Source organism: Streptomyces sp. NBC_00442 (assembly GCF_036014195.1).
In the GTDB taxonomy this organism is placed as follows: domain Bacteria; phylum Actinomycetota; class Actinomycetes; order Streptomycetales; family Streptomycetaceae; genus Streptomyces.
On sequence record NZ_CP107918.1, the window covers coordinates 2,594,170 to 2,614,302 of the forward strand.

Annotated in this window: 14 protein-coding genes; 9 read left to right on the forward strand and 5 right to left on the reverse strand. The window is 71.6% G+C overall.

What is annotated here, in order from left to right:
- The first annotated feature begins 90 nt into the window (after positions 1 to 90).
- Both OG432_RS11520 and OG432_RS11525 read left to right on the forward strand, forming a co-directional pair.
- The gene (locus OG432_RS11520) at positions 91 to 1,398 is read left to right on the forward strand and encodes an amino acid deaminase (protein WP_328310442.1); all 1,308 of its coding nucleotides are present in this window, start codon (positions 91 to 93) and stop codon (positions 1,396 to 1,398) included.
- Between the two features lie 481 nt (positions 1,399 to 1,879).
- Complete coding sequence (locus OG432_RS11525) at positions 1,880 to 3,493, forward strand: N-acyl-D-amino-acid deacylase family protein (RefSeq protein ID WP_328310444.1); 1,614 nt, start codon at positions 1,880 to 1,882, stop codon at positions 3,491 to 3,493.
- Here OG432_RS11525 and OG432_RS11530 read toward each other — a convergent pair.
- Positions 3,423 to 3,761: an alkyl sulfatase dimerization domain-containing protein gene (locus OG432_RS11530; RefSeq protein ID WP_328310446.1), complete on the reverse strand. Its 339-nt coding sequence runs from the start codon at positions 3,759 to 3,761 to the stop codon at positions 3,423 to 3,425. The two genes, OG432_RS11525 and OG432_RS11530, sit on opposite strands and share 71 nt — an antisense overlap.
- 103 nt (positions 3,762 to 3,864) lie before the next feature.
- Entirely contained in the window at positions 3,865 to 5,358 is a 1,494-nt protein-coding gene (locus OG432_RS11535; RefSeq protein WP_328310448.1) for a cellulase family glycosylhydrolase, read from the reverse strand.
- Positions 5,359 to 5,466: 108 nt separating this feature from the next.
- Here OG432_RS11535 and OG432_RS11540 point away from each other — a divergent pair, with 108 nt between their 5' ends.
- The 5 genes from OG432_RS11540 (at position 5,467) to OG432_RS11560 (ending at position 10,762) form a co-directional block, all read left to right on the forward strand.
- Entirely contained in the window at positions 5,467 to 5,994 is a 528-nt protein-coding gene (locus OG432_RS11540; protein WP_328310450.1) for a hypothetical protein, read from the forward strand.
- Positions 5,995 to 6,191: 197 nt separating this feature from the next.
- Positions 6,192 to 7,697, forward strand: a complete 1,506-nt coding sequence (locus OG432_RS11545; protein WP_328310452.1) for a pyridoxal phosphate-dependent decarboxylase family protein — start codon at positions 6,192 to 6,194, stop codon at positions 7,695 to 7,697.
- Between the two features lie 215 nt (positions 7,698 to 7,912).
- Positions 7,913 to 9,124, forward strand: a complete 1,212-nt coding sequence (locus OG432_RS11550) for a pyridoxal phosphate-dependent aminotransferase (RefSeq protein ID WP_328310453.1) — start codon at positions 7,913 to 7,915, stop codon at positions 9,122 to 9,124.
- Between the two features lie 111 nt (positions 9,125 to 9,235).
- A complete protein-coding gene (locus OG432_RS11555) occupies positions 9,236 to 9,622 on the forward strand; it encodes an SCO4983 family protein (protein WP_328310454.1) in 387 nt (128 codons plus the stop codon).
- Between the two features lie 126 nt (positions 9,623 to 9,748).
- On the forward strand, positions 9,749 to 10,762 hold the full coding sequence (locus OG432_RS11560; protein ID WP_328310456.1) for a YdcF family protein: 1,014 nt from the start codon (positions 9,749 to 9,751) through the stop codon (positions 10,760 to 10,762).
- 178 nt (positions 10,763 to 10,940) lie between these two features.
- Here OG432_RS11560 and OG432_RS11565 read toward each other — a convergent pair whose 3' ends face one another.
- Positions 10,941 to 12,764: a phosphoenolpyruvate carboxykinase (GTP) gene (locus OG432_RS11565; RefSeq protein ID WP_328310458.1), complete on the reverse strand. Its 1,824-nt coding sequence runs from the start codon at positions 12,762 to 12,764 to the stop codon at positions 10,941 to 10,943.
- 298 nt (positions 12,765 to 13,062) lie between these two features.
- Between OG432_RS11565 and trhA the strand changes: the two genes are divergently transcribed.
- Both trhA and OG432_RS11575 read left to right on the forward strand, forming a co-directional pair.
- On the forward strand, positions 13,063 to 13,743 hold the full coding sequence (gene trhA / locus OG432_RS11570) for a PAQR family membrane homeostasis protein TrhA (protein WP_443058371.1): 681 nt from the start codon (positions 13,063 to 13,065) through the stop codon (positions 13,741 to 13,743).
- 194 nt (positions 13,744 to 13,937) lie between these two features.
- The gene (locus OG432_RS11575) at positions 13,938 to 14,597 is read left to right on the forward strand and encodes a TetR/AcrR family transcriptional regulator (RefSeq protein WP_443058372.1); all 660 of its coding nucleotides are present in this window, start codon (positions 13,938 to 13,940) and stop codon (positions 14,595 to 14,597) included.
- A 663-nt stretch (positions 14,598 to 15,260) separates the two neighbouring features.
- On the opposite strand, the gene OG432_RS11580 is transcribed toward OG432_RS11575, so the two are convergent.
- Positions 15,261 to 17,282, reverse strand: coding sequence for a thioredoxin domain-containing protein (locus OG432_RS11580; RefSeq protein ID WP_328310464.1), 2,022 nt, complete (start codon positions 17,280 to 17,282; stop codon positions 15,261 to 15,263).
- Between the two features lie 219 nt (positions 17,283 to 17,501).
- Positions 17,502 to 19,532 (reverse strand): N-6 DNA methylase, encoded by a 2,031-nt coding sequence (locus OG432_RS11585; RefSeq protein ID WP_328310466.1) that lies wholly within the window; start codon positions 19,530 to 19,532, stop codon positions 17,502 to 17,504.
- Between the last annotated feature and the right edge of the window lie 601 nt (positions 19,533 to 20,133).

Here is a 20,133-nt window from a genome sequence, read left to right on the forward strand (position 1 = left end):
GCCGGTCATTGACCCGGCGCTGGCCCGGATGTTAGACAGCATCAAGCGATATACGCAATGGGTGTTGCAGATGTTGCAACACCCTTCTCGATGGAGGGTGAGGTTTCCGTGGCAGCCACCGATCGCGAAGACAGGCTTGCGGCGCTGGGCGCCGAACGCGTCGACCACCGCTTCAAGGGCCTGCCGCCGGACGCCGAGGGACTCACCGTGGCCGAGCTGGCCGCCGAGCGCCGCGACCTGTTCACCGGCGGCTTCACCACGCCGGTCCTGACCTTGTCGGCGGAGGCCGTCGAGCACAACCTCTCTCTCCTGGAGACGTACGCGGAGCGCCACGGCCTCGCCTTCGCGCCGCACGGCAAGACCTCGATGGCGCCGCGGCTCTTCGCCCGCCAGATCGAGCGCGGCGCCTGGGGCATCACCCTCGCGGTGCCCCACCAGGTGCGCGTGGCACGGGCGTTCGGGATCGAGCGGATCTTCCTGGCGAACGAGCTCGTCGACGCGGCGGCGCTGCGCTGGGTCGCCGGGGAGCTGGAGCGCGACCCGGCGTTCCGCTTCATCTGCTACGTCGACTCCGTACGCGGCGTCGAGCTCATGGACGAGGCACTGCGGGGCGCCGCCCGGCGGGTGGACGTAGTGGTGGAACTCGCGGCGGGCGAGGGCGCGCGCACGGGGGTGCGTACGGAGGCGGAGTGCGCGGAGGTCGCCGACGCGGTGGCCGGCACGTCCACGCTGCGGCTCGTGGGGGTCGCCGGATACGAGGGCGAGGTGCCGTCGGCCGACCCCGAGCGGGTCCGCGCCTACCTCGCCCGGCTGGTCTCGCTGGTGGCGGACTTCGACAGGGCGGGACGGTTCGCCGGGCTCGGGGACTGCGGGATCGTGCTCAGTGCGGGGGGCTCCGCGTGGTTCGACGCGGTGGCGGACGTGTTCGCGGCCGTGCCCGAACTGTCGCTGCCCGTACTGAAGTTGCTCCGCTCCGGGGCGTACGTCTCGCACGACGACGGGCACTACCGGAAGCTGACCCCCTTCAACCGGGTGCCCTCCGAGGGCTCCCTCCAGCCGGCCTTCCGCCTCTGGGCCCAGGTCGTCTCGCGCCCGTCCCCCGAGCAGGCCTTCGTCAACGCGGGCAAGCGGGACGCGGCGTACGACCTCGATCTGCCCGAGGCGCAGGTGGTGCGGGACGCGGCGACGGGGGTGGTGCGGGACGCCGCGGGGATCTCCGTGACCGGGCTCTCCGATCAGCACGGGTGGCTTCGCACGGAGCCGGGGGTTTCGTTGTCCGTCGGGGACTGGGTGGGGATGGGGCTCTCGCATCCGTGCACGGTGTTCGACAAGTGGGGGCTGGTACCGGTGGTGAGCCCGGACGGCTCGGTAGCGGACTACCTCCGCACCTACTTCTGACCCTCCACCCCGCTGGGGCTCCGCCCCAGACCCCGTTCGCGCGTTCTCCCACCCTCCCGCCCGTGCGGCTACGTGAGGAGTGCGGCTCCCTGGGGCTCCGCCCCAGACCCCGTATCGCGCCTCAAGGGCGCTCGTCCTCAAACTCCCCCAAGGCCTCAAGGGCCAGGGGGGACCCCCATGACGGGCTGAGATGGCCCATGCTGCCCGGCACCGGACACCTAAGGGGCGCGGGGCTGTGACATGGCGCGGCTCCGCCGCGGTGGGCGCGAGCCATCGGCGCCGGGTGCCCTACAGGGGCGCGGGGAACTGCGCGGGACGCGGGCACGGTCCGCACCCGAAAACCGGCCCTTCAAGGGGCGCGGGGAACTGCGCGACCAGCCGTCCACGGCCCGTATCCGAAAGCGAACCGGGGTTTTCAAGCGGCGCGGGGAACTGCGCGAATGGCCGCGGGGGAAAGCCCACCACACACGAGAGGCCCAGCATGGACCTGGTCATCCGGGACGCCCGCGTCATCGACGGAACAGCCACCCCCTCCTACCGCGCCGACCTCCACCTCAGCAACGGCAGGATCGCCGAGATCAGACGCCCCGGCGACCCCTCACTGACCGGCGCCGCACGGCACACCCGCACCCTCGACGCCCACGGCCTCGCCCTCGCCCCCGGGTTCATCGACATGCACGCCCACTCCGACCTCGCCCTGCTCCGCGACCCCGACCACAGCGCGAAGGCCGCCCAGGGCGTCACCCTGGAAGTCCTCGGCCAGGACGGGCTGTCGTACGCGCCCGTCGACGACCGCACGCTGGCCGAGGTCCGCCGGGCCATCACCGGGTGGAACGGCGACGGCGGCGACATCGACTTCGACTGGCGCACCGTCGGCGAGTACCTGGACCGCCTCGACCGCGGCATCGCCGTCAACGCCGCCTACCTCGTCCCGCAGGGCACCGTACGGATGTACGCCGTCGGCTGGGACGACCGGCCGGCCACGCCCCGACAGCTCGACCACATGCGCCAGTTGGTGGCCGAGGGGCTCGAACAGGGCGCGGTAGGAATGTCGTCCGGGCTCACCTACACGCCCGGCATGTACGCCACCGACGCCGAGCTCGCCGAGCTCTGCCGCGTCGTCGCCCGGTACGACGGCTACTACTGCCCCCACCACCGTTCCTACGGAGCCGGCGCCCTTGAGGCGTACGAGGAGATGATGCGGCTCACGCGGGACGCGGGGTGCGCGCTCCACCTCGCCCACGCCACGATGAACTTCGGCGTGAACGAGGGCCGCGCGCCCGACCTGCTCGCACTGCTCGACGGCGCCCTGGCCGACGGCGCCGACATCTCGCTCGACACCTATCCGTACACCCCCGGGTGCACGACTCTCGTGGCGATGCTGCCCAGTTGGGCCGGGGAGGGCGGACCGGAGGCGATTCTCGCGCGGCTGCGCGACGACGACGGCGCCGAACGCATCCGGCACCACATGGAGGTCGTCGGCGCCGACGGATGTCACGGCGTGCCCATCGACTGGAGCACCATCGAGATCTCGGGCGTGAGCCACCCCGCGCTCGCCGGATGCGTCGGCAGGACCGTCGCCGAGTCCGCCGCCCTGCGCGGCGAGACGCCCTGGGCCACCGCGCGCCGGCTGCTCATCGACGACGAGCTGGGCTCCACCATCCTTCAGCACGTCGGCCACGAGGAGAACGTGCGGGCCATCATGCGCCACCCCGCGCACACCGGGGGCAGCGACGGCATCCTCCAGGGGGTCAAGCCGCATCCGCGCGCCTACGGCACGTTTCCGCACTATCTCGGGCACTACGCACGGGAGTTGGGCATCCTCCCGCTCGAAGAGATGGTCGCCCACCTCACCTCGCGCCCGGCCGCGCGCCTGCGGCTGCCCGACCGGGGCCTGATCCGCGAGGGCTATCGCGCGGACCTCGTCCTGTTCGACCCGGACACCGTCGCGGCGGGCTCCACCTTCGCCGCGCCGCGCACCCTGCCCGTCGGCATCCCGTACGTCCTGATCGACGGCCGGTTCGTCATCGAGGACGGCAGGCGGACCGGCGTGCTGGCGGGCCGCTCGGTGCGGCGGACGCCCGCGGCCCGCTGAGCGGGCCCGTCGCCAGTTCGCGTGCCGCCGTCAGATAGACGGTGCGCAGCGGGCCGTAGTCGGCCGAGTAGGCGAGCTGGGTGAGGGCGAGGGCCTGGAGGGCCTTCGCGCTGCGCAGCGCGGCGCCGGGCACCGCGGCGCCCACCACCTGGTCGAGCAGCTCGATCACCCGGTCGTAGTGGGGAGCCGGGGCGTCGTACTCGCGCCGCGCGGCGGCGAGCAGCCGCCGCCAGCGCAGCCGTCCAGGGGACCGGTCGGTCACGGGCATGGCCACTGCCTCCAGGTGCGTACGGAGCGACGGACGTGCGGCCGCGCACAGGACGCTAGGAACACCCCGCGCCCCGGCACAACACCGCGGGACCGGACGTGGCTCAATCCGCTCCGGCGCCCGCGCGCGGGCGGATCCGTACGGTGACCGTCCCCGTGCCCGCGTGCGGCGAAGTGACGTGCAGGATGCGCGAGTCGGCCTCCCACTCCCCCGCCTCGGCGCCGGTGACCGCGGCGCCGCGCGGGAAGAACCGGGCGGGCAGATACACCTCGGTGTCCCCCCGCACGCCGGGCTTCGGGCGCCAGCTCACCGTGAGCGTGCGGTGCGGTTCGTCCCAGCCGTACGCGACCGGGTCTCCGGCGATCGCCCGTGGCTGCGGGCGGTCGAGGACAGGGAGCAGCGGGGTGGGGTGCAGGCTCCGGTCCCAAGGGGCCCAGGATCCTGGGTCGTTGGACCAGTAGGCGGTGCCCGCGCCCATGGCGTCGGCGAGGGCGCGCACCGCGGTGACGTAGTCCAGCGCTCCGGGCAGGGTCGCGTCGAGTCCGTACTCGCCGATCAGGACCGGCGCGCCGAGCCGCCGGGCGGTCCTCTCGGTCTGCTCGCGCCAGGAGGCGAGGGTGCGGTCGACCCACCTGCCGGTGTCTGCGGTGTAGCCGCCGCCGAGGTCCATGGGGAGCGGGTAGAGGTGGGGCGCGTACGCGATGCGGGCCGCCTCGCCGGCGCCGCGCGGGTCGGCGAGGTACGGAAGTCCGCTCGGCAGGCCCCAGTTGGCGCTGACCGCCTCCGGTTCCACGAAGATCCAGGAGTCGTGGTCGACGGCGCGGACGGCGGCGATGGTCTGCCGGTAGAGCGCGGCGAGCGGTCCCGCCTCGAAGGCGGGCCCCTGCACACTGCCGCCGAAGGGCTCGTTCATCAGGTCGTAGCCGAGGACGGCGGGGTCGTCGGCGAACCGCGCGGCGACGTGCGCCCAGGCGGCCGCGTAGTGCGCCCGAAGGTCGCGGCTCGCCCGGCGCGTACCCCAGAAGTGGTCGAAGGCGCGCACGGTGCCGGGCTCGATGTACGTCAGCTCCCACGGGTCCCGCCCGGCGACCGGGAGCCCGTCGGTCTCGGTCGCCCAGGCGGGCGCGCCGTTGCCCTTGACGGCGGGGCCGTAGACGTCCTGGTGCAGGTCGAGCATGACGTGGAAGCCGCGCGCCCCGTACCAGCGCACCCGCTCGGCGATCCCCGCGAGGTAGCCGTCGTCGTACACGCCGGGGCTCGGTTCCACGTTCCGCCACTGGATGAGCAGGCGTACGAAGTCGGAGCCGAGCTGGTCCGCTTCGCGCCGCACGTCCGCCTCCTGGATCCAAGGCAGGCCGTCGGGGCGGGACTTGGCGCTGCTCGCGGTGTTGAGACCGGTCAGGACGAGCGCGCGGCCCCGGTCGTCGGTGATCCAGCGGTGGCCGGTGGCCGTGTGCGCGGGGCCCGCGCCGGCCGGGCCGACGGCGATGAGGAGCGCCGCGGCGGCGAGGAGTGCGGCGACCGCGGCGACCGCCCTGCCGAGCGCCGTCCCCCCGATCGCCCATGGCGTCGTCCATGGCGTCGTCCGTGGCCGCATGGCCGGACTCTAGGGGCTCGGGGACGCACTCGACACCCCTGTTCACAGCCTTAGTTGAGACTTGTTCAGCATCTTCTCATCGGAGGACGCGTCCTCTAGGGTCCGGCCATGCGTCTGCCCAGAATCGCTCCGGCGGTGGCCGCGGCGGCCGGGCCCTGCCTGCTGCTCGCCCTGCTCCTCGGCCTTGCGCCGGTCCTGACCGCGCTCACCGCGCACGCGGGGTGGGCCCTGGTCCCGAGCGCGCTCGGGGCGCCACTGGCCCTGCCGCCGCTGCGCGCGGTGCCGCTGGGCAGTACGGGCTGGACCCAGCTGCTGTGCGAGGACTTCGCGGTGGCGGTCCTGGTGACGGCGGCGGCGCTGCGCATGCGCCGCCATGTCCGACTGCGCCCGAAGGCGGGCCCCGGGCGCCGCGCCCTCGCGGGCTGGACGTCGTTGGTGGCGGGCGGCGCGGCGTCGGGCCTGTGGCGCGGCCTGGTCACGGCCCGCATGACCGACGCGGGTCCGGTGGGCTGGCTTGCGTACGGGGCGGTGGGCGCGGTGTCCGGAGCGGCCTGGGGCCTGTGCCTCGGCTGGCTGCCGGGCCTGGCGTCGTCCCTGACGGCCCGGCGCGCACCCGGTCCTGCGCGGGAGGGGTAGCGCCCTCGAGGGGCGAGCGGGGCCGGGGCGGACCGGTCGACCTCCGAGTCCGGCCGGCCGGATGGCCATGGACCTACGAGCTACGGGCTCGACGGGCCATGGTGCGGGGAAGCGACGGCGCGTTACCTTCACACAGAGGCGTCGTTCTGGATCATGGCCATCCGGCCGAGCCACCCGAGCGAAGGCGCAGCCGCCCCATGTCTACATCGCCAGAGATCGACCGCCCGTTCCAACCGGCCGCACACCAGGCCGAGTTGGGTGGCAGTGCCGGTCCGTTGGCCGTGGCGCCGAAGGTCTTCCGGGACGAGCTGGCAGCCGCCGCCGAGTGGGTTGCCGCCTATCTCCAGGGGATCGGACAGCGTCCGGTGTCCCAGCCGATGCCGCAGGCCCACCGGCAGGCCATGGCCACGGGGTCGCTGCCGCAGGACGGCCAGGATCTCGGCGCCCTGCTGGAGTTCGTCGACCGGGCCATCGCCCCGTACCCGACCGGCAACGGTCACCCCGCCTTCTTCGCGTGGATCAACTCGCCGCCGTCCCCGGCCGGGGTGATCGCCGAGCTTCTGGCGACCGCGGTCAACGCGACCTGCGGCATGGGCGAGCACGCCCTGATGGATCTCGAACGCGGAGTGCTCCGGGACCTGGCCTCGCTGGCCGGCCTTGCGCCGACCGCGGGCGGAGTGCTGACCAGCGGCGGCTCGATGGCCAACCTGCTCTGTCTGGGCGCTGCCCGCACCTGGTTCCTGCGGCGGCACGGCGCGGCCGCGGGCCCCGCCCACGACCAGGCCCACGCGCGTCTCGTCGCCTACCACAGCGACCAGGCCCACATGTCGGTCGCGAAGGCCGCGGCCGTGATCGGCCTGCCGCCCTGGCGGCTGCGCGCCGTGCCCACCACGCCGGACCGGTCCATGAACGTCGAGGCCCTGCGGGCGATGGTCGACGCCGACCGCACGGCCGGCCTGCTGCCGTTCTGCGTCGTCTCCAACCTCGGCAGCACCGCGACCGGCGCCATCGACCCGATCGAAGAGATCACCCAGGTGTGTCGCGGGGCGGGCCTGTGGCACCACGGCGACGGCGCCTGGGGCGGGCTCGGCGCCCTGGTCCCCGAACTGGCCCCCCTCTACCGGGGGGTCGACGGCTTGGACTCCCTCACCGTCGACCCGCACAAGGCGCTGTCCGTACCGGTCGGCTGCGGCGCCGCCCTCGTCACCGACCCCTCCCGGCTGCGCGATGCGTTCGCCTTCCGCGCCTCCTACCTCGACGGCGACCAGGACTGGCCCTGGATGTCCGACTACACGATCGAACTCACCCGGCCCGGCACCCGCGCCCTCACCCTCTGGGCCACCCTGCGCCACCTCGGCCGATCCGGTGTGATCGCCCTCCTCCAGCACTACCAGGACCTCGCCCAGCACCTGCGCCGACGCGTCCGGGAGCATCCTCTGCTGGAGCTGTGCGCGAGCGGCCCGCTGCCGGTGATCTGCTTCCGCCTGGCCGCGCGACCGGACGTCCGGCAGGGGCGGACGGACCCGCACGCGGCGGTGGCCTCGCGCGTCCAGGCCCGCGGCCGCGCCTATGTCGCCACGGTGCACCACGACGGGGAAACGGTCCTGCGCGCCTGCGTCTGCAACTACCTCACCACCGTCGACGACGTGGACACCCTCATTCGCGAGGTCCTGGCCGCCGCCGAAGACCTGCGGACCGCCTAGCCCCCGCCCGGCGCCCTTGCGGGGAATGGGTGGGGAACGTCTCACCCCGGTCCGCACGGACCCGCATTCCAAGGCCCTTCCCACCCCCTCACCCCCCATTCCCCCACCCCACCCGACCCCGCCGCATTGCGATGGAAGCCGACCGCACGGGCCCCCCACCCGGGCGGCCCCAAAACGCTGGGCGCCCCGCGAAACGCGCCCGTAAGGTGGCCGTCATGCAGGTGATCCAGTCGACGAAGCTCGCGAATGTCTGTTACGAGATCCGGGGCCCGGTGCTCGAAGAGGCCATGCGCCTCGAAGCGCAGGGCCACCGCATCCTCAAGCTGAACACCGGCAATCCGGCGGCGTTCGGCTTCGAGTGCCCGCCCGAGATCCTGGAGGACATCCTCCGCAATCTGTCGGGCGCGCACGGCTACGGCGACGCGAAGGGCCTGCTGTCCGCGCGCCGCGCGGTGATGCAGCACTACCAGACCAAGGGCATCGAGCTCGGGGTCGAGGACGTCTACATCGGCAACGGCGTCTCCGAGCTGATCCAGATGTCGATGCAGGCCCTGCTCGACGACGGCGACGAGGTGCTCGTACCGGCCCCGGACTACCCGCTGTGGACGGCCTCCGTCTCACTGGCGGGCGGCACCGCGGTGCACTACCGCTGCGACGAGCAGGCCGACTGGATGCCGGACCTCGCCGACATCGAGCGCAAGGTCACCGACCGCACCAAGGCCATCGTCATCATCAACCCGAACAATCCGACGGGCGCGGTGTACGACGACGAGATGCTGCGCGGGCTCACCGAGATCGCCCGCCGCCACAACCTGGTCGTCTGCTCGGACGAGATCTACGACCGCATCCTGTACGACGGCGCCACGCACACCCCGACCGCGGTGATCGCCCCCGACCTGATGGTGCTCACCTTCAACGGTCTCTCCAAGAACTACCGGGTGGCCGGCTACCGCTCGGGCTGGCTCGCGGTGTGCGGGCCGAAGGCCCACGCCTCGTCGTACATCGAGGGTCTGACCATCCTCGCGAACATGCGCCTGTGCGCGAACATGCCGTCCCAGCACGCGGTGGCGACCGCGCTCGGCGGCCGGCAGTCGATCGATCAGCTGGTGCTGCCGGGCGGCCGCCTCCTGGAACAGCGGGACACGGCGTACGACCTCCTCACCAAGATCCCCGGCGTCACCTGCGTGAAGCCGAAGGGCGCCCTGTATCTGTTCCCGCGCCTCGACCCGGACGTCTACAAGGTCAAGGACGACCGGCAGATGGTGCTCGACCTGCTCAGGGCCGAGAAGATCATGGTGGTGCACGGGTCCGGATTCAACTGGCCCGAGCCCGACCACTTCCGGATCGTGACGCTGCCGGCGGCGAAGGATCTGGCCGACGCGGTGACACGGATCGGGACGTTCCTCGAGGGCTACAGCCAGATGTAGCCAGAGCCGCCCGCCGCCCGGCCACTACCGGCCACCACGACTGGGCCGGGCTCAACTTTAGACAGAATCTAAGCTAGGATGGCTTCCTGAAACGTTCAGGAGGCCATTCCCATGTACGAGCCGATCCGCACCAAGTCGGTCCACCGCACCGTGGCCGCCGACAGCGAGCGCATCCCGCACCGCTCCCGCGAGGACGAGCTCGACATCCAGCTGGCCGGCCACCTCTCCGCGCTGCTCGCCGTGACCGACGAGCTCGGACTCACCGAGGCCGGCGACGCCATCGCCCGCCAGGTGGCCCGGCTGCGCGGCGGTCTCCCCCCGGTGCGGCACGCGGGGCTCAGCGGCGCCGATGCGAGCGCCCTGCACGCGCGCGCCCACGCGCTGGCCGGCCGCGCTCTGGTCGTCGCCGCCTCGCGCGCCGACACCGCGTCGGCGATCCTGGCCGCGGAGCGCATGGACGCCCACGCCGCCGCCGGCGCTCTCACCGCCGCCTCCTGAGCGGCCCCTGATCGGCCCCGGTCCGCGAGCCGCGGAGGTCTGCGGACCGGGTGCCCCTGAAGTGCGGGGGGGGGCGGGCTTCGGCCCGGCCCCGCGCAACTCCCCGGCGCTGCCTACGATGTGGGCGTGTTCGCCTATGCCCTCGCGGCTCTGTTCCTCCTCCTGTTCGTCATCGGCGTCCTGCGGGACCGCCGCCGCTTCAGCAACGCCGTCTACCTCGGCCTCGCCATCGTCTTTCTGACCCTCGCCCTGCTCGTCCTGGTCGACGACACGACCGGCCCCGCGCACCCGGTCCTGAAATGGGCCACGATCGCGCTCCTCCTCGTGCCGGTGGCAGGCGCGTGCGCGCTGCCGTTCCTGCTGCTCTCCAACGGCATGAAGATGATCCGCAGGGAGGGCCGCAGCCCGGCCAACCTGCTGTCCTTCCTGGCCGGCCTCGGCATCCTCGGCCTCGTCGCCCTTCTCATCGCCGCCGTGGTGAGCGGCTCCCGCACCCTGGCGATCGCCGGCGTCACCCTGACGCTGATCGTCGGCTACGTGTCGTTCCTGTTCTTCTGCTTCATCGGGTACGCCTTCCTCTACGGGCGCCTCCAGCCGCGCAAGAACCTCGACTACGTGGTCGTCCTCGGCTGCGGACTCACCGGCGGCGACCGGGTGCCGCCGCTCCTGGCCAGCCGTCTCGACCGCGGACGGCGGATCTACGAGGGTCAACGCGACCGGGGCAAACGCCCGTTGCTCCTCGTCTCGGGCGGCCGGGGCTCCGACGAGAAGCTGCCCGAGGCGCATGCCATGGCCGCGTACCTGACCTCGCGCGGCGTTCCGGCCGGGGACATCCTGCTGGAGGACCGCTCCGCCACGACGGAGGAGAACCTGCGCTACAGCGCGGAGCTGATGGCCGCCGGTGCGCCCGACTACACGTGTGTGATCGTGACCAACAACTTCCACGCCTTCCGGGCGGCACTGACGGCGCGCGCCACCGGCGTCGACGGGCAGGTGGTGGGGTCGCCCACGGCGGCGTACTTCTGGCCCAGTGCGACGCTCCGCGAGTTCGCGGCGATCTTCCTCGCGCACAAGGGCGTCAACCTGACGGTCTGCGGCGTCCTGGCCGCCATGGGAGCCGGAGCCTGGCTGCTGAGCTGAAAAGGTCCTGCCCCCGGAGCCGTGAGGGGGCTCCGGGGGCCGGACGGGGCGCGGCGGGTCACGTGTGACCCCCACAGGTCAGGGCGGATGTCGAACCGGCCCGCCGCGTACACCTCCGGCCCGGCCGTGCCAGGACAGGCGGCCGGCCAGGACCGGAGGGGGTTTCGAAGGGGCCGGTTCAGCCGAGGCGGGAGACCAGGGCGCGGTACTCGTCCCACAGCTCCTTGGGCGCGTGGTCGCCGAAGGTGTTGAGGTGCTCGGGGACCAGCGCCGCCTCCTCGCGCCAGATCTCCGTGTCGACCTTGAGCAGGAAGTCGAGGTCGGCCTCCGGCAGGTCGAGGCCGTCGGTGTCGAGGGACTCCTTCGTCGGCAGGATGCCGATGGGGGTCTCGACGCCGTCCGCCTTGCCTTCGAGGCGCTCCACGATCCACTTCAGGACGCGGCTGTTCTCGCCGAAGCCGGGCCACACGAACTTGCCGGCGTCGTTCTTGCGGAACCAGTTCACGTAGTAGATCTTCGGCAGCTTGGCGGCGTCGGCGGTCGCGCCGACCTTGACCCAGTGGGCCATGTAGTCGCCCATGTTGTAGCCGCAGAACGGCAGCATCGCGAACGGGTCGCGGCGCAGTTCGCCGACCTTGCCCTCGGCGGCGGCGGTCTTCTCGGACGCGACGTTCGCGCCGAGGAAGACGCCGTGGTTCCAGTCGAAGGACTCCGTCACCAGCGGCACCGCGGAGGCGCGTCGGCCGCCGAAGAGGATCGCCGAGATCGGCACGCCCTTGGGGTCCTCCCACTCCGGCGCGATGGTCGGGCACTGCCCGGCCGGCACCGTGAAGCGGGCGTTGGGGTGGGCGGCCGGGGTGTCGGAGGCGGGCGTCCAGTCGTTGCCCTTCCAGTCCGTGAGGTGCGCGGGCGCCGTCTCGGTCATGCCCTCCCACCACACGTCACCGTCGTCGGTGAGCGCGACGTTGGTGAAGACGGAGTTGCCCCACAAGGTCTTCATGGCGTTGGCGTTGGTGTGCTCGCCGGTGCCGGGCGCGACGCCGAAGAAACCGGCCTCCGGGTTGATCGCGTACAGCTGGCCGTCCTCGCCGAAGCGCATCCAGGCGATGTCGTCGCCGATCGTCTCGACCTTCCAGCCGGGGATCGTCGGCTCCAGCATGGCGAGGTTGGTCTTGCCGCAGGCGCTCGGGAAGGCCGCCGTGACGTACTTCGCCTCACCGTTCGGCGGGGTCAGCTTCAGGACGAGCATGTGCTCGGCGAGCCAGCCCTCGTCGCGCGCCATGACGGAGGCGATGCGCAGCGCGTAGCACTTCTTGCCGAGCAGGGCGTTGCCGCCGTAGCCCGAGCCGTAGGACCAGATCTCGCGCGACTCGGGGAAGTGCGAGATGTACTTGGTGGTGTTGCAGGGCCACGGCACGTCGGCCTCGCCCTCGGCGAGCGGGGCCCCCAGGGTGTGGACGGCCTTCACGAAGAAGCCGTCGGTGCCGAGCTCGTCCAGGACGCGCTGTCCCATGCGGGTCATGGTGCGCATCGAGACGGCGACGTACGCGGAGTCGGTGATCTCGACGCCGATCGCGGACAGCGGCGAGCCGACCGGGCCCATGCAGAACGGGACGACGTACATGGTGCGCCCGCGCATCGAGCCGCGGAAGATGCCCTTCTCACCCGCGAAGATGTCCTTCATCTCGCCGGGGGCCTTCCAGTGGTTGGTCGGGCCCGCGTCCTCCTCCTTCTCGGAGCAGATGAAGGTGCGGTCCTCGACCCGGGCGACGTCGCGCGGGTCGGACGCGGCGTAGTACGAGTTGGGGCGCTTGGCCTCGTCCAGCTTCTTGAACGTGCCCTTGGCGACGAGCTCTCCGCACAGGCGCTCGTACTCGGTCTCGGATCCGTCGCACCAGACCACACTGTCCGGCTGGGTCAGTTCCGCGATCTCGTTGACCCACGAGATCAGTTCCTGGTGCTTGGTGGGGACAGAGAGGGGAGCCGCGATATCGCGCGCCACGATCGCTCCTAGATGAGGTCTTCGGGAGGGTTTGACGTACTACTTCATTGCCGCCCCGTGGGGGCTGCGACCCGGATGCTTGACCCCGTGGATCCTCTTGGCGCTCATCCGGTGCCGACCGCACTCATCTGATCTTCCGCGTCGTTCGCCCATATGTCCAGGGGGCCTCTCACGTGAGCATCACCACTTACCGCCTTCTTAACTGCCATTTGCCGTTCACTTACCCGACGACCACCCGACGTTGAGTAACAAGCCGTACCTATGCGTAACTTACGGAGCCGTAGGTAGCATGCGGACCATGACTGATCAGGTGATGGCTCACGCGATCGACCCGGTGACCCAGATGGTGAAGCCGAAGATGCGCGGCTGGCTGCACGCCGGGATGTTCCCGGCCGCGCTGGTCTCGGGCCTGGTACTGACCGCGTTCGCGGGCTCCACCAAGGCTCGGATCGCCTGCGGGATCTTCGCCCTGACCGCCTGTCTGCTCTTCGGGGTCAGCGGCCTCTACCACCGGGGGAACTGGGGCCCGCGCGGCGAGGCGATCCTGCGCCGCCTCGACCACGCCAACATCTTCCTCATCATCGCGGGCACCTACACCCCGCTGACCCTGCTCCTGCTGCCCGGATCCACCGGCCGGGTCCTGCTGTGGGCGATCTGGGCGGCCGCGGTGGCCGGCATCCTGTTCCGGGTGTTCTGGATCGGCGCCCCGCGCTGGCTCTACACCCCGTGCTACCTGGCGATGGGCTGGGCCGCCGTCTTCTTCCTGCCCGACTTCATGCGGGCCGGCGGCGTGGCGGTACTGGTCCTGGTGATCGTGGGCGGCCTGCTCTACAGCGCGGGCGGCGTCATCTACGGCCTCAAGCGTCCGAACCCGTCCCCGCGCTTCTTCGGCTTCCACGAGGTGTTCCACTCGCTGACGCTCGCGGCGTTCGTCGTGCACTACGTGGGGATCTCGCTCGTGGCCTACCAGCACGGATAGCACGGACGGCACGGATAGCACGGACGGTACGGACGACTCTCGGATCGGCCGTCCCAAGGGCCACGGCGCAGCGCGCGCCGGGGCCGCGTCCGAATGCGCGTCCGACGGCGTGGGCGGTGCAGTGGGCCGTGACGTGGGCCGTGACGTGGCCGGGGCCGCATCCGGGCCGCGTCCGACGGCGGACAATGACGACCATGGCCGCCACGTCCCGCACCAGCCCCGCCGCCGACCCGGCCGGTTCCGCCGGCTCGTTCGCCGAGAGCCTCCACCCGCAGCTGAGCCTGCGTGAACGCAAGAAGGTCAAGACGCGCATCGCGATTCGCCGGGCCACCTACGGGCTGATCGCGGAGCAGGGCTACGAGGCGACGACGGTCGAGCAGATCGCGGAGGCGGCGGAGGTGTCCCCCTCCACGGTGTTCCGCTACTTCCCTTCCAAGGAGGACATCGTCCTCACCGACGAGTTCGACCCGGTCCTGCTGCGGGAGATGCGGTCCCGGCCGGCCGGGGAGCCGCCGCTACAGTCGCTGCGGTACGTGGTGACCGAGGCGATGCGGCTCTCGCTGGTCGACGACCGCGAGGAGGTCGTGCAGCGGACGCGGCTGATGGCCGAGGTGCCGGCGCTGCGGGCCCGCATGATGGAGTCGATGACCTCGACGAGCCGGCAGCTCTGCGAGGTGCTCGCGGAGCGGAGCGGGCGGGGGGAGGTCGACCTTGCGGTGCGGGTGTTCGCGATGGCGGTGTTGGGGGCGTTGCACGAGACGACGGTGTACTGGGCGGAGCGGGGCCATGAGGACGACGTCCTGATACTCATCGGCCAAACCCTGGACACCCTGGAGGCGGGCCTTCCCCTGTAGGGGCCCGGCCCCGGACCCCGTGGACCGCGTCCGGGCGGGGTCGACGCGGTCGACTGCGAGCCGGTGGGGCCGTTCGCGCAGTTCCCCGCGCCCCTTGAAACCCCGGTCGCCCGCGGGCCATGCGTGGCTGGTCGCGCAGCTCCCCGTGCCCCTCACCCCGCCCTGCGGGTGCGGACCGCGCCCGCTTCTCGCGCAGTTCCCCGCGCCCCTTGAAACCCCGGTTCGGCTGCGGACCGTGCGTGGCTGGTCGCGCAGTTCCCCCGCGCCCCTTGGGCATCCGGTGCCGGACGGCGCGGACAGCCTCGGCCCCGCCCGGCTGCTCGACACAGGCCCACATGGGCATCCTCGGCCCCGCCCGGCTGCTCGATGCCGGCCAGGAGAGGCAACCTCAGCCCGTCCAGCTGCTCGATGCCGGCCAGCAGAGGCATACCCAGCCCGTCCGGCGTTTGAGGACGAGCGCCCTTTAGGCGCGAACGGGGGTGCAGGGGGCGGAGCCCCCGCCGGGGTTGGAGGGGCGGAGCCCCTCGGGGGGTCCGGGGCGCAGCCCCGGGGAGCCGCACCTTCGGAGTTGCCGCACGGGCGGGAGGGTGGGAAAACCCCCCGGGGTCCGGGGCGCAGCCCCAGGGAGCCGGGGCCGGCCCCGGTCAACTCCCCGCGGCGGGGCTACGTCAGGGCCTCGGCCAGGTCCTCCGGGGTCGTGACCGGCGCCTCACACGTGAACCGGCGACACACATACGCCGCCGGCCCCCCACCCACCAGCCCCCGCCCAGCGAGCAAAGGAAACTCCCCCTCCGGCACCCCCACCGCCACCACCGCCCCCGGCGCCGCCGAAAGCAACGCCGTACGGTGCAACGCCCCCGTGAGGGGATCCGTGGGCGCGCCCACGACCGCGACCTCCCGGGGCCCGTCGAGCACCGCCTCGGCCGCCGCAAGCCCCCACCCGATGAACCGCGGCGCCCGCGGCCCGAGCGCCCGGACCACCCCCAACGCCCCCTCCGCCGCCTCCCGGTGCGCCGAGGACCCGGTGTGTGCGGCATAGCTCAGCAGGGCCGAAGCCGCCGCCGTCCACCCGGAGGGCGTCGCGTTGTCGGTCGGGTCCTGGGGCCGCCGGATGAGCTTCTCCGCGTCGTGTGCGGTGTCGTAGAGCACACCCTCCTCGCCGACGAACTGGTCGAGGACGATGTCGAGCAGGAAACCCGCGAACTCCAGCCACACCCCCTCCCCCGTAACCGAGGCCAGCGCGAGGAAGCCCTCGGCGACATCGGCGTAGTCCTCCAACACGCCGCCATGCAGGCTGACTTGGCCGTCCTTGGACGTACGGGAGAGCCGCGCGTGGGCGTCCATGTGGATGCGCACCACGACGTCCGCCGCCTCGGTCGCGCGCTCGACCAGGTCCGGCCGGTCGAAGAGCGCGCCCACCTCGGCGAGCGCCGCGATCGCCAGGCCGTTCCACGCCGCGACCAGCTTGTCATCCCGCCCCGGACGCACCCGCAGCCCACGCGCCGCGAGGAGACGATCACGTACACCATCCGCCAACTCACCCTCACCGTGCGGGAGTTGAAGCACGGACGCTCCCTCCTCGAACGTGCCCTCCTCGGTCACCCCGAAGTGCCGCGCCGCCGCCTCGCCGTCCCGCTCGCCCAGCACCTCGGCGAGCTGCGCGGGCGTCCACACATAGAACGCGCCCTCCACATGGCGACCCGCACCGTCGTCGCTGTCGGCGTCCAGCGCGGAGGCGTACCCGCCCTCGTTGGTGCGCAGCTCGCGCACCATGAAGTCGGCGGTCTCCAGGGCTACGCGGCGCGCGAGTTCCGACCCGGTGACCCGCCACAGGTGGGCGTAGACGCGACACAGCAGGGCGTTGTCGTACAGCATCTTCTCGAAGTGCGGCACGAGCGTGGCCCCGGGACGCGGGCGCAGGACGTAGCGGTGGAAGCCGCCGCCGAGCTGGTCGTAGAGGCTGGAGCGGGCCATCGCCTCGCAGATGCCCTCGGCCATCTCCAGGGCCGCCTCGGATCCGGTCCGCACGTGGTGGCGCAGCAGGAACTCGATGACCATGCTCGGCGGGAACTTGGTGTCCCCGGCGCCGAGCCAGCCGCTCCCCGGGTCGTACTCCCGCGTGATCCCGAGCAGCGCCTGCGCCAGCTCGTCCTCGCCGGGCAGCCCGCCCGCGCCGTGGTCGAGCTCCCGCGCGGCCAGATCCCGGGTGATCTTCCCTGCGACGTCGGCGACCTCGTCCCGCCGGTCGGCCCACGCGCTGTGGACGCCTTCGAGCACCTGCCGGAACGACGGCATGCCGTGCCGCGGCTCGGGCGGGAAGTACGTACCGAAGTAGAACGGCTCGCCGTCCGGCGTCATGAACACGGTCATGGGCCACCCGCCCTGCCCGGTCGCGGCCTGCACGGCCTCCATGTACACGGCGTCGACATCGGGCCGCTCCTCGCGGTCCACCTTGACGCTCACGAAGTGCTCGTTGAGATAGGTGGCCGTGGCGTCGTCCTCGAAGGACTCGTGCGCCATGACGTGGCACCAGTGGCAGCTGCTGTAACCAACACTTAGCAGCACCGGCACCCCGCGCTCGCGGGCCTCCTCGAATGCCCCGGGCGACCAGGGCCGCCAGTCGACGGGGTTGTCGGCGTGCTGCAGGAGATAGGGGGACGTCTCATGGGCCAGGCGGTTCGGCATGGACCCCATCCTCGCGCACGACAGTGACCGAGTCCCCCTGCGGCACAGCCACGTCGCCCCGGTCTGGGCCGAAACGGCCCGCTGCGGGCCTCCGGCGAACTCGCTCCGGATCGGTCGCCGGGGTTGACCAGCAATGTCACCGAGGCAGTCAAGCACCCGTTCGGAGACGGCCCTGCGCACCCGAATGCCGGCGGTACTTCCGGGCAGGGTTCCACGTCCTCATCTCGCCAGGTAGCTGTTCAGGGCCTGACTGCGCATCTCGCGTGTCATCGCCAGTTGGTCCAGCAAGCGCCGCTCATGGGCGTCGAAGCTCGTCATGGCTTCGCCGATGGACCGTTGGACGTCGAGATCGGGAAGGGCGATGGGCAGCATCCCGAGCACGTCGAGCGAGATGGTCCGCAGAGCCAGACTCCCGGTCGCGTGGGTGTCGAGCCACGCGCGAGCTCCGGGGCTGCGCAGGAACGCCGCCAAGTAGCGGGGGTCGACGGTGCCGGGAGGACTAATCACGAAGCAGCCGGTGCCGCAGAGCCAGCCCTGCTGCTCTTCTCCGACCACGGCGCATCGCCCGAGGTCGCCCCTTCGGGCGACCACGATGTCCCCGGGATGCAGCCGGAAGCGGTCGAGTCGTTCGGCGTGCCGCTCGGAGATGTACTTGATGCCGTCCTCGACGAAGCCGGTGTCCGAGATGTCCTTCGGCATGACAACGGGCACCCCTCCGGCCTCCACGTAGTCCTGAGCGCGGACCAGGCTTCCCGAAGGCCCTGCGAGCAGCCGCACGGGACGACCGCCGGCTGTCGACCCGCCGCTCACCACGTTCTTCAACGGCAGCTTCTGGTATCGAATGCCGTCCGGCTCCTGCGCGCCGGCGATCCGCGCCAGTTCCACCCCGAACTCTGACGTCTCGCGGTTGCGCCGCTCGAAATCGGCCAGCATGGCGTTCAGATCTGTGGCCTCGCCCGGACCGGTCTCCGTCCACAGATAGGCCCGCGGGTCCAAGTTGCCCGCGTTCTCGATGAGTTCGGCGTAGGCGACCGACCGGGAGAATCCCGGCTCGTCGACCTCCTCCGAGCCTGTGGACCAGAGCCGGAAACGGTCCGCGATGCGATCGACGGTCTCGGCGGACAGTAGGCGGGGGCGCTCCGACGACCGGCCCCCGGTGCTGCGCGCATCGATGAACATCACGGAGTCACGCCGGCGCTCCGGACGGGACCGGCCTCGACCGAGGACCCAGACATGCACGGCGATGTTGGTGCCCGCGAAGAGATGCGCGGGCAGAGCGATCACCGCGAGAACCGCGGCTTGGGCCATCATCTGACGACGTATCAGTGCCTCTGCGCCTCCCGCCCATGCCGCTCGCGCAGGCATCACGACCGCCGCGACGCCTCCTTCTTTGAGCTGGGACCAGGCGAGCTGCAGCCAGGCGAAATTGGCGCTCGACTCCGGCGGCGCGAGGAATTGCCGTTGTCCCCACCCCTCGATCCGCTGGTGGAACGGCGGGTTGCTCAGCACCCGGTCGGCACGGCCCAGGTTCCGGTCCCGCAACAGCGTCTCCGGGTCTGCCAGTTCGACCTGCGGCACACTCACCCCGTGCAGGGCCAGGTTCAACATCGCCGGGCGCACGTTGTTCCGATCCACCGCGTACGCCTCGAACGAGCTGTCACCCAGCGGCCCCCGTTCGGCAAGGTGCCGAACGGCGGCCGCCAGCACGCTTCCGGTACCGCAGGCCGGATCCATGATTCGATCCCCCGGGCAGGGGTCGGCCAGCCGCACGAGCAGATCAGCGATCCCACGCGGCGTGTAGAACTCTCCCCCCGACAAAGCCCCTTCTGCGGCGTGGCGTTGAAGCAGCTGCTCACATACGTCGGACACCGCGACCTCTCCGAGGCCGGGGCCCCGGTCGAGCGCCGCGACGAAAGCCGTCATCCAGGCGGCGTCGTCCGGCCCGGCCCCGAGGTCGAGGTCGGCCGACCAGGGCAGTGGAAAGCCCGGTCGCCCGGCCGCCTCCTGCAAGGCTGCCCGCAGGCCGGCCACCGGCGAGAAGCCGACGGCAGCCTCCGCCGAGACTCGCTTCCACCGCTTCACGAAATCGCTCTCGAACCGGCCTTCCGCCTCCACAAAGGCGGCCAGCACCAGAATCGCCAGCATCGCGTCGAGGTCTCCGGCCGTGCCGCGGCCGCGCCTATAGGGCGCGTACGCCCGCCACAACCGCTCGGCCACCTCTGCTGCCCGGTCTGCCGCTTCTGTGATCACCGATGCCTCTTCCTCTAAGTCCCTCGCGTCCTACTTCACCTGACTGACGAAGTACGCCCCGGCGGTGACCGTGATCAACAAGCACAGTCGCAACGTCGCCCCGGTGTTCTGCATCGCCTTGCCCAGCAATTCGATGAACGCCTTCATGATGCCCGACTCCTTCGATGAAGAATGTATGCGCAGCATCACTGCGCACTCTCAACTATCCTTGCCAACTGCCAAGTTGACGCTCCGACAGTTCGAACTGATGCTCAGATTAGCGGCAAGTCACCGCGAGCAAAGGAGGTCGTCACGCCGGATGGAAGCCGAGCAGTTTTGTGCGCAGCATCGCTGCGCATCGTCGCTCGCATCGATGCGCAGCTCCAGGCGTCGAACCACCGGGTGGGGTTGTGGCGACAAAGCCCCAGCGGAAATGCAGTGCGTGACTCACGTCACAGTCCGTGATGCCCAGTTCGGGTCCTCCGACGCCGGCCGGCCCCGCGGCTCCCCGATCCGGCGCTGGAACGCCATGGCCGCCCCCCTGTCCCCCACAAGCGAGATGATCCGCCGACTCCCTCGCGCCCAGCCCCCTCACCCACGACACTGGACACACGCGGACGAC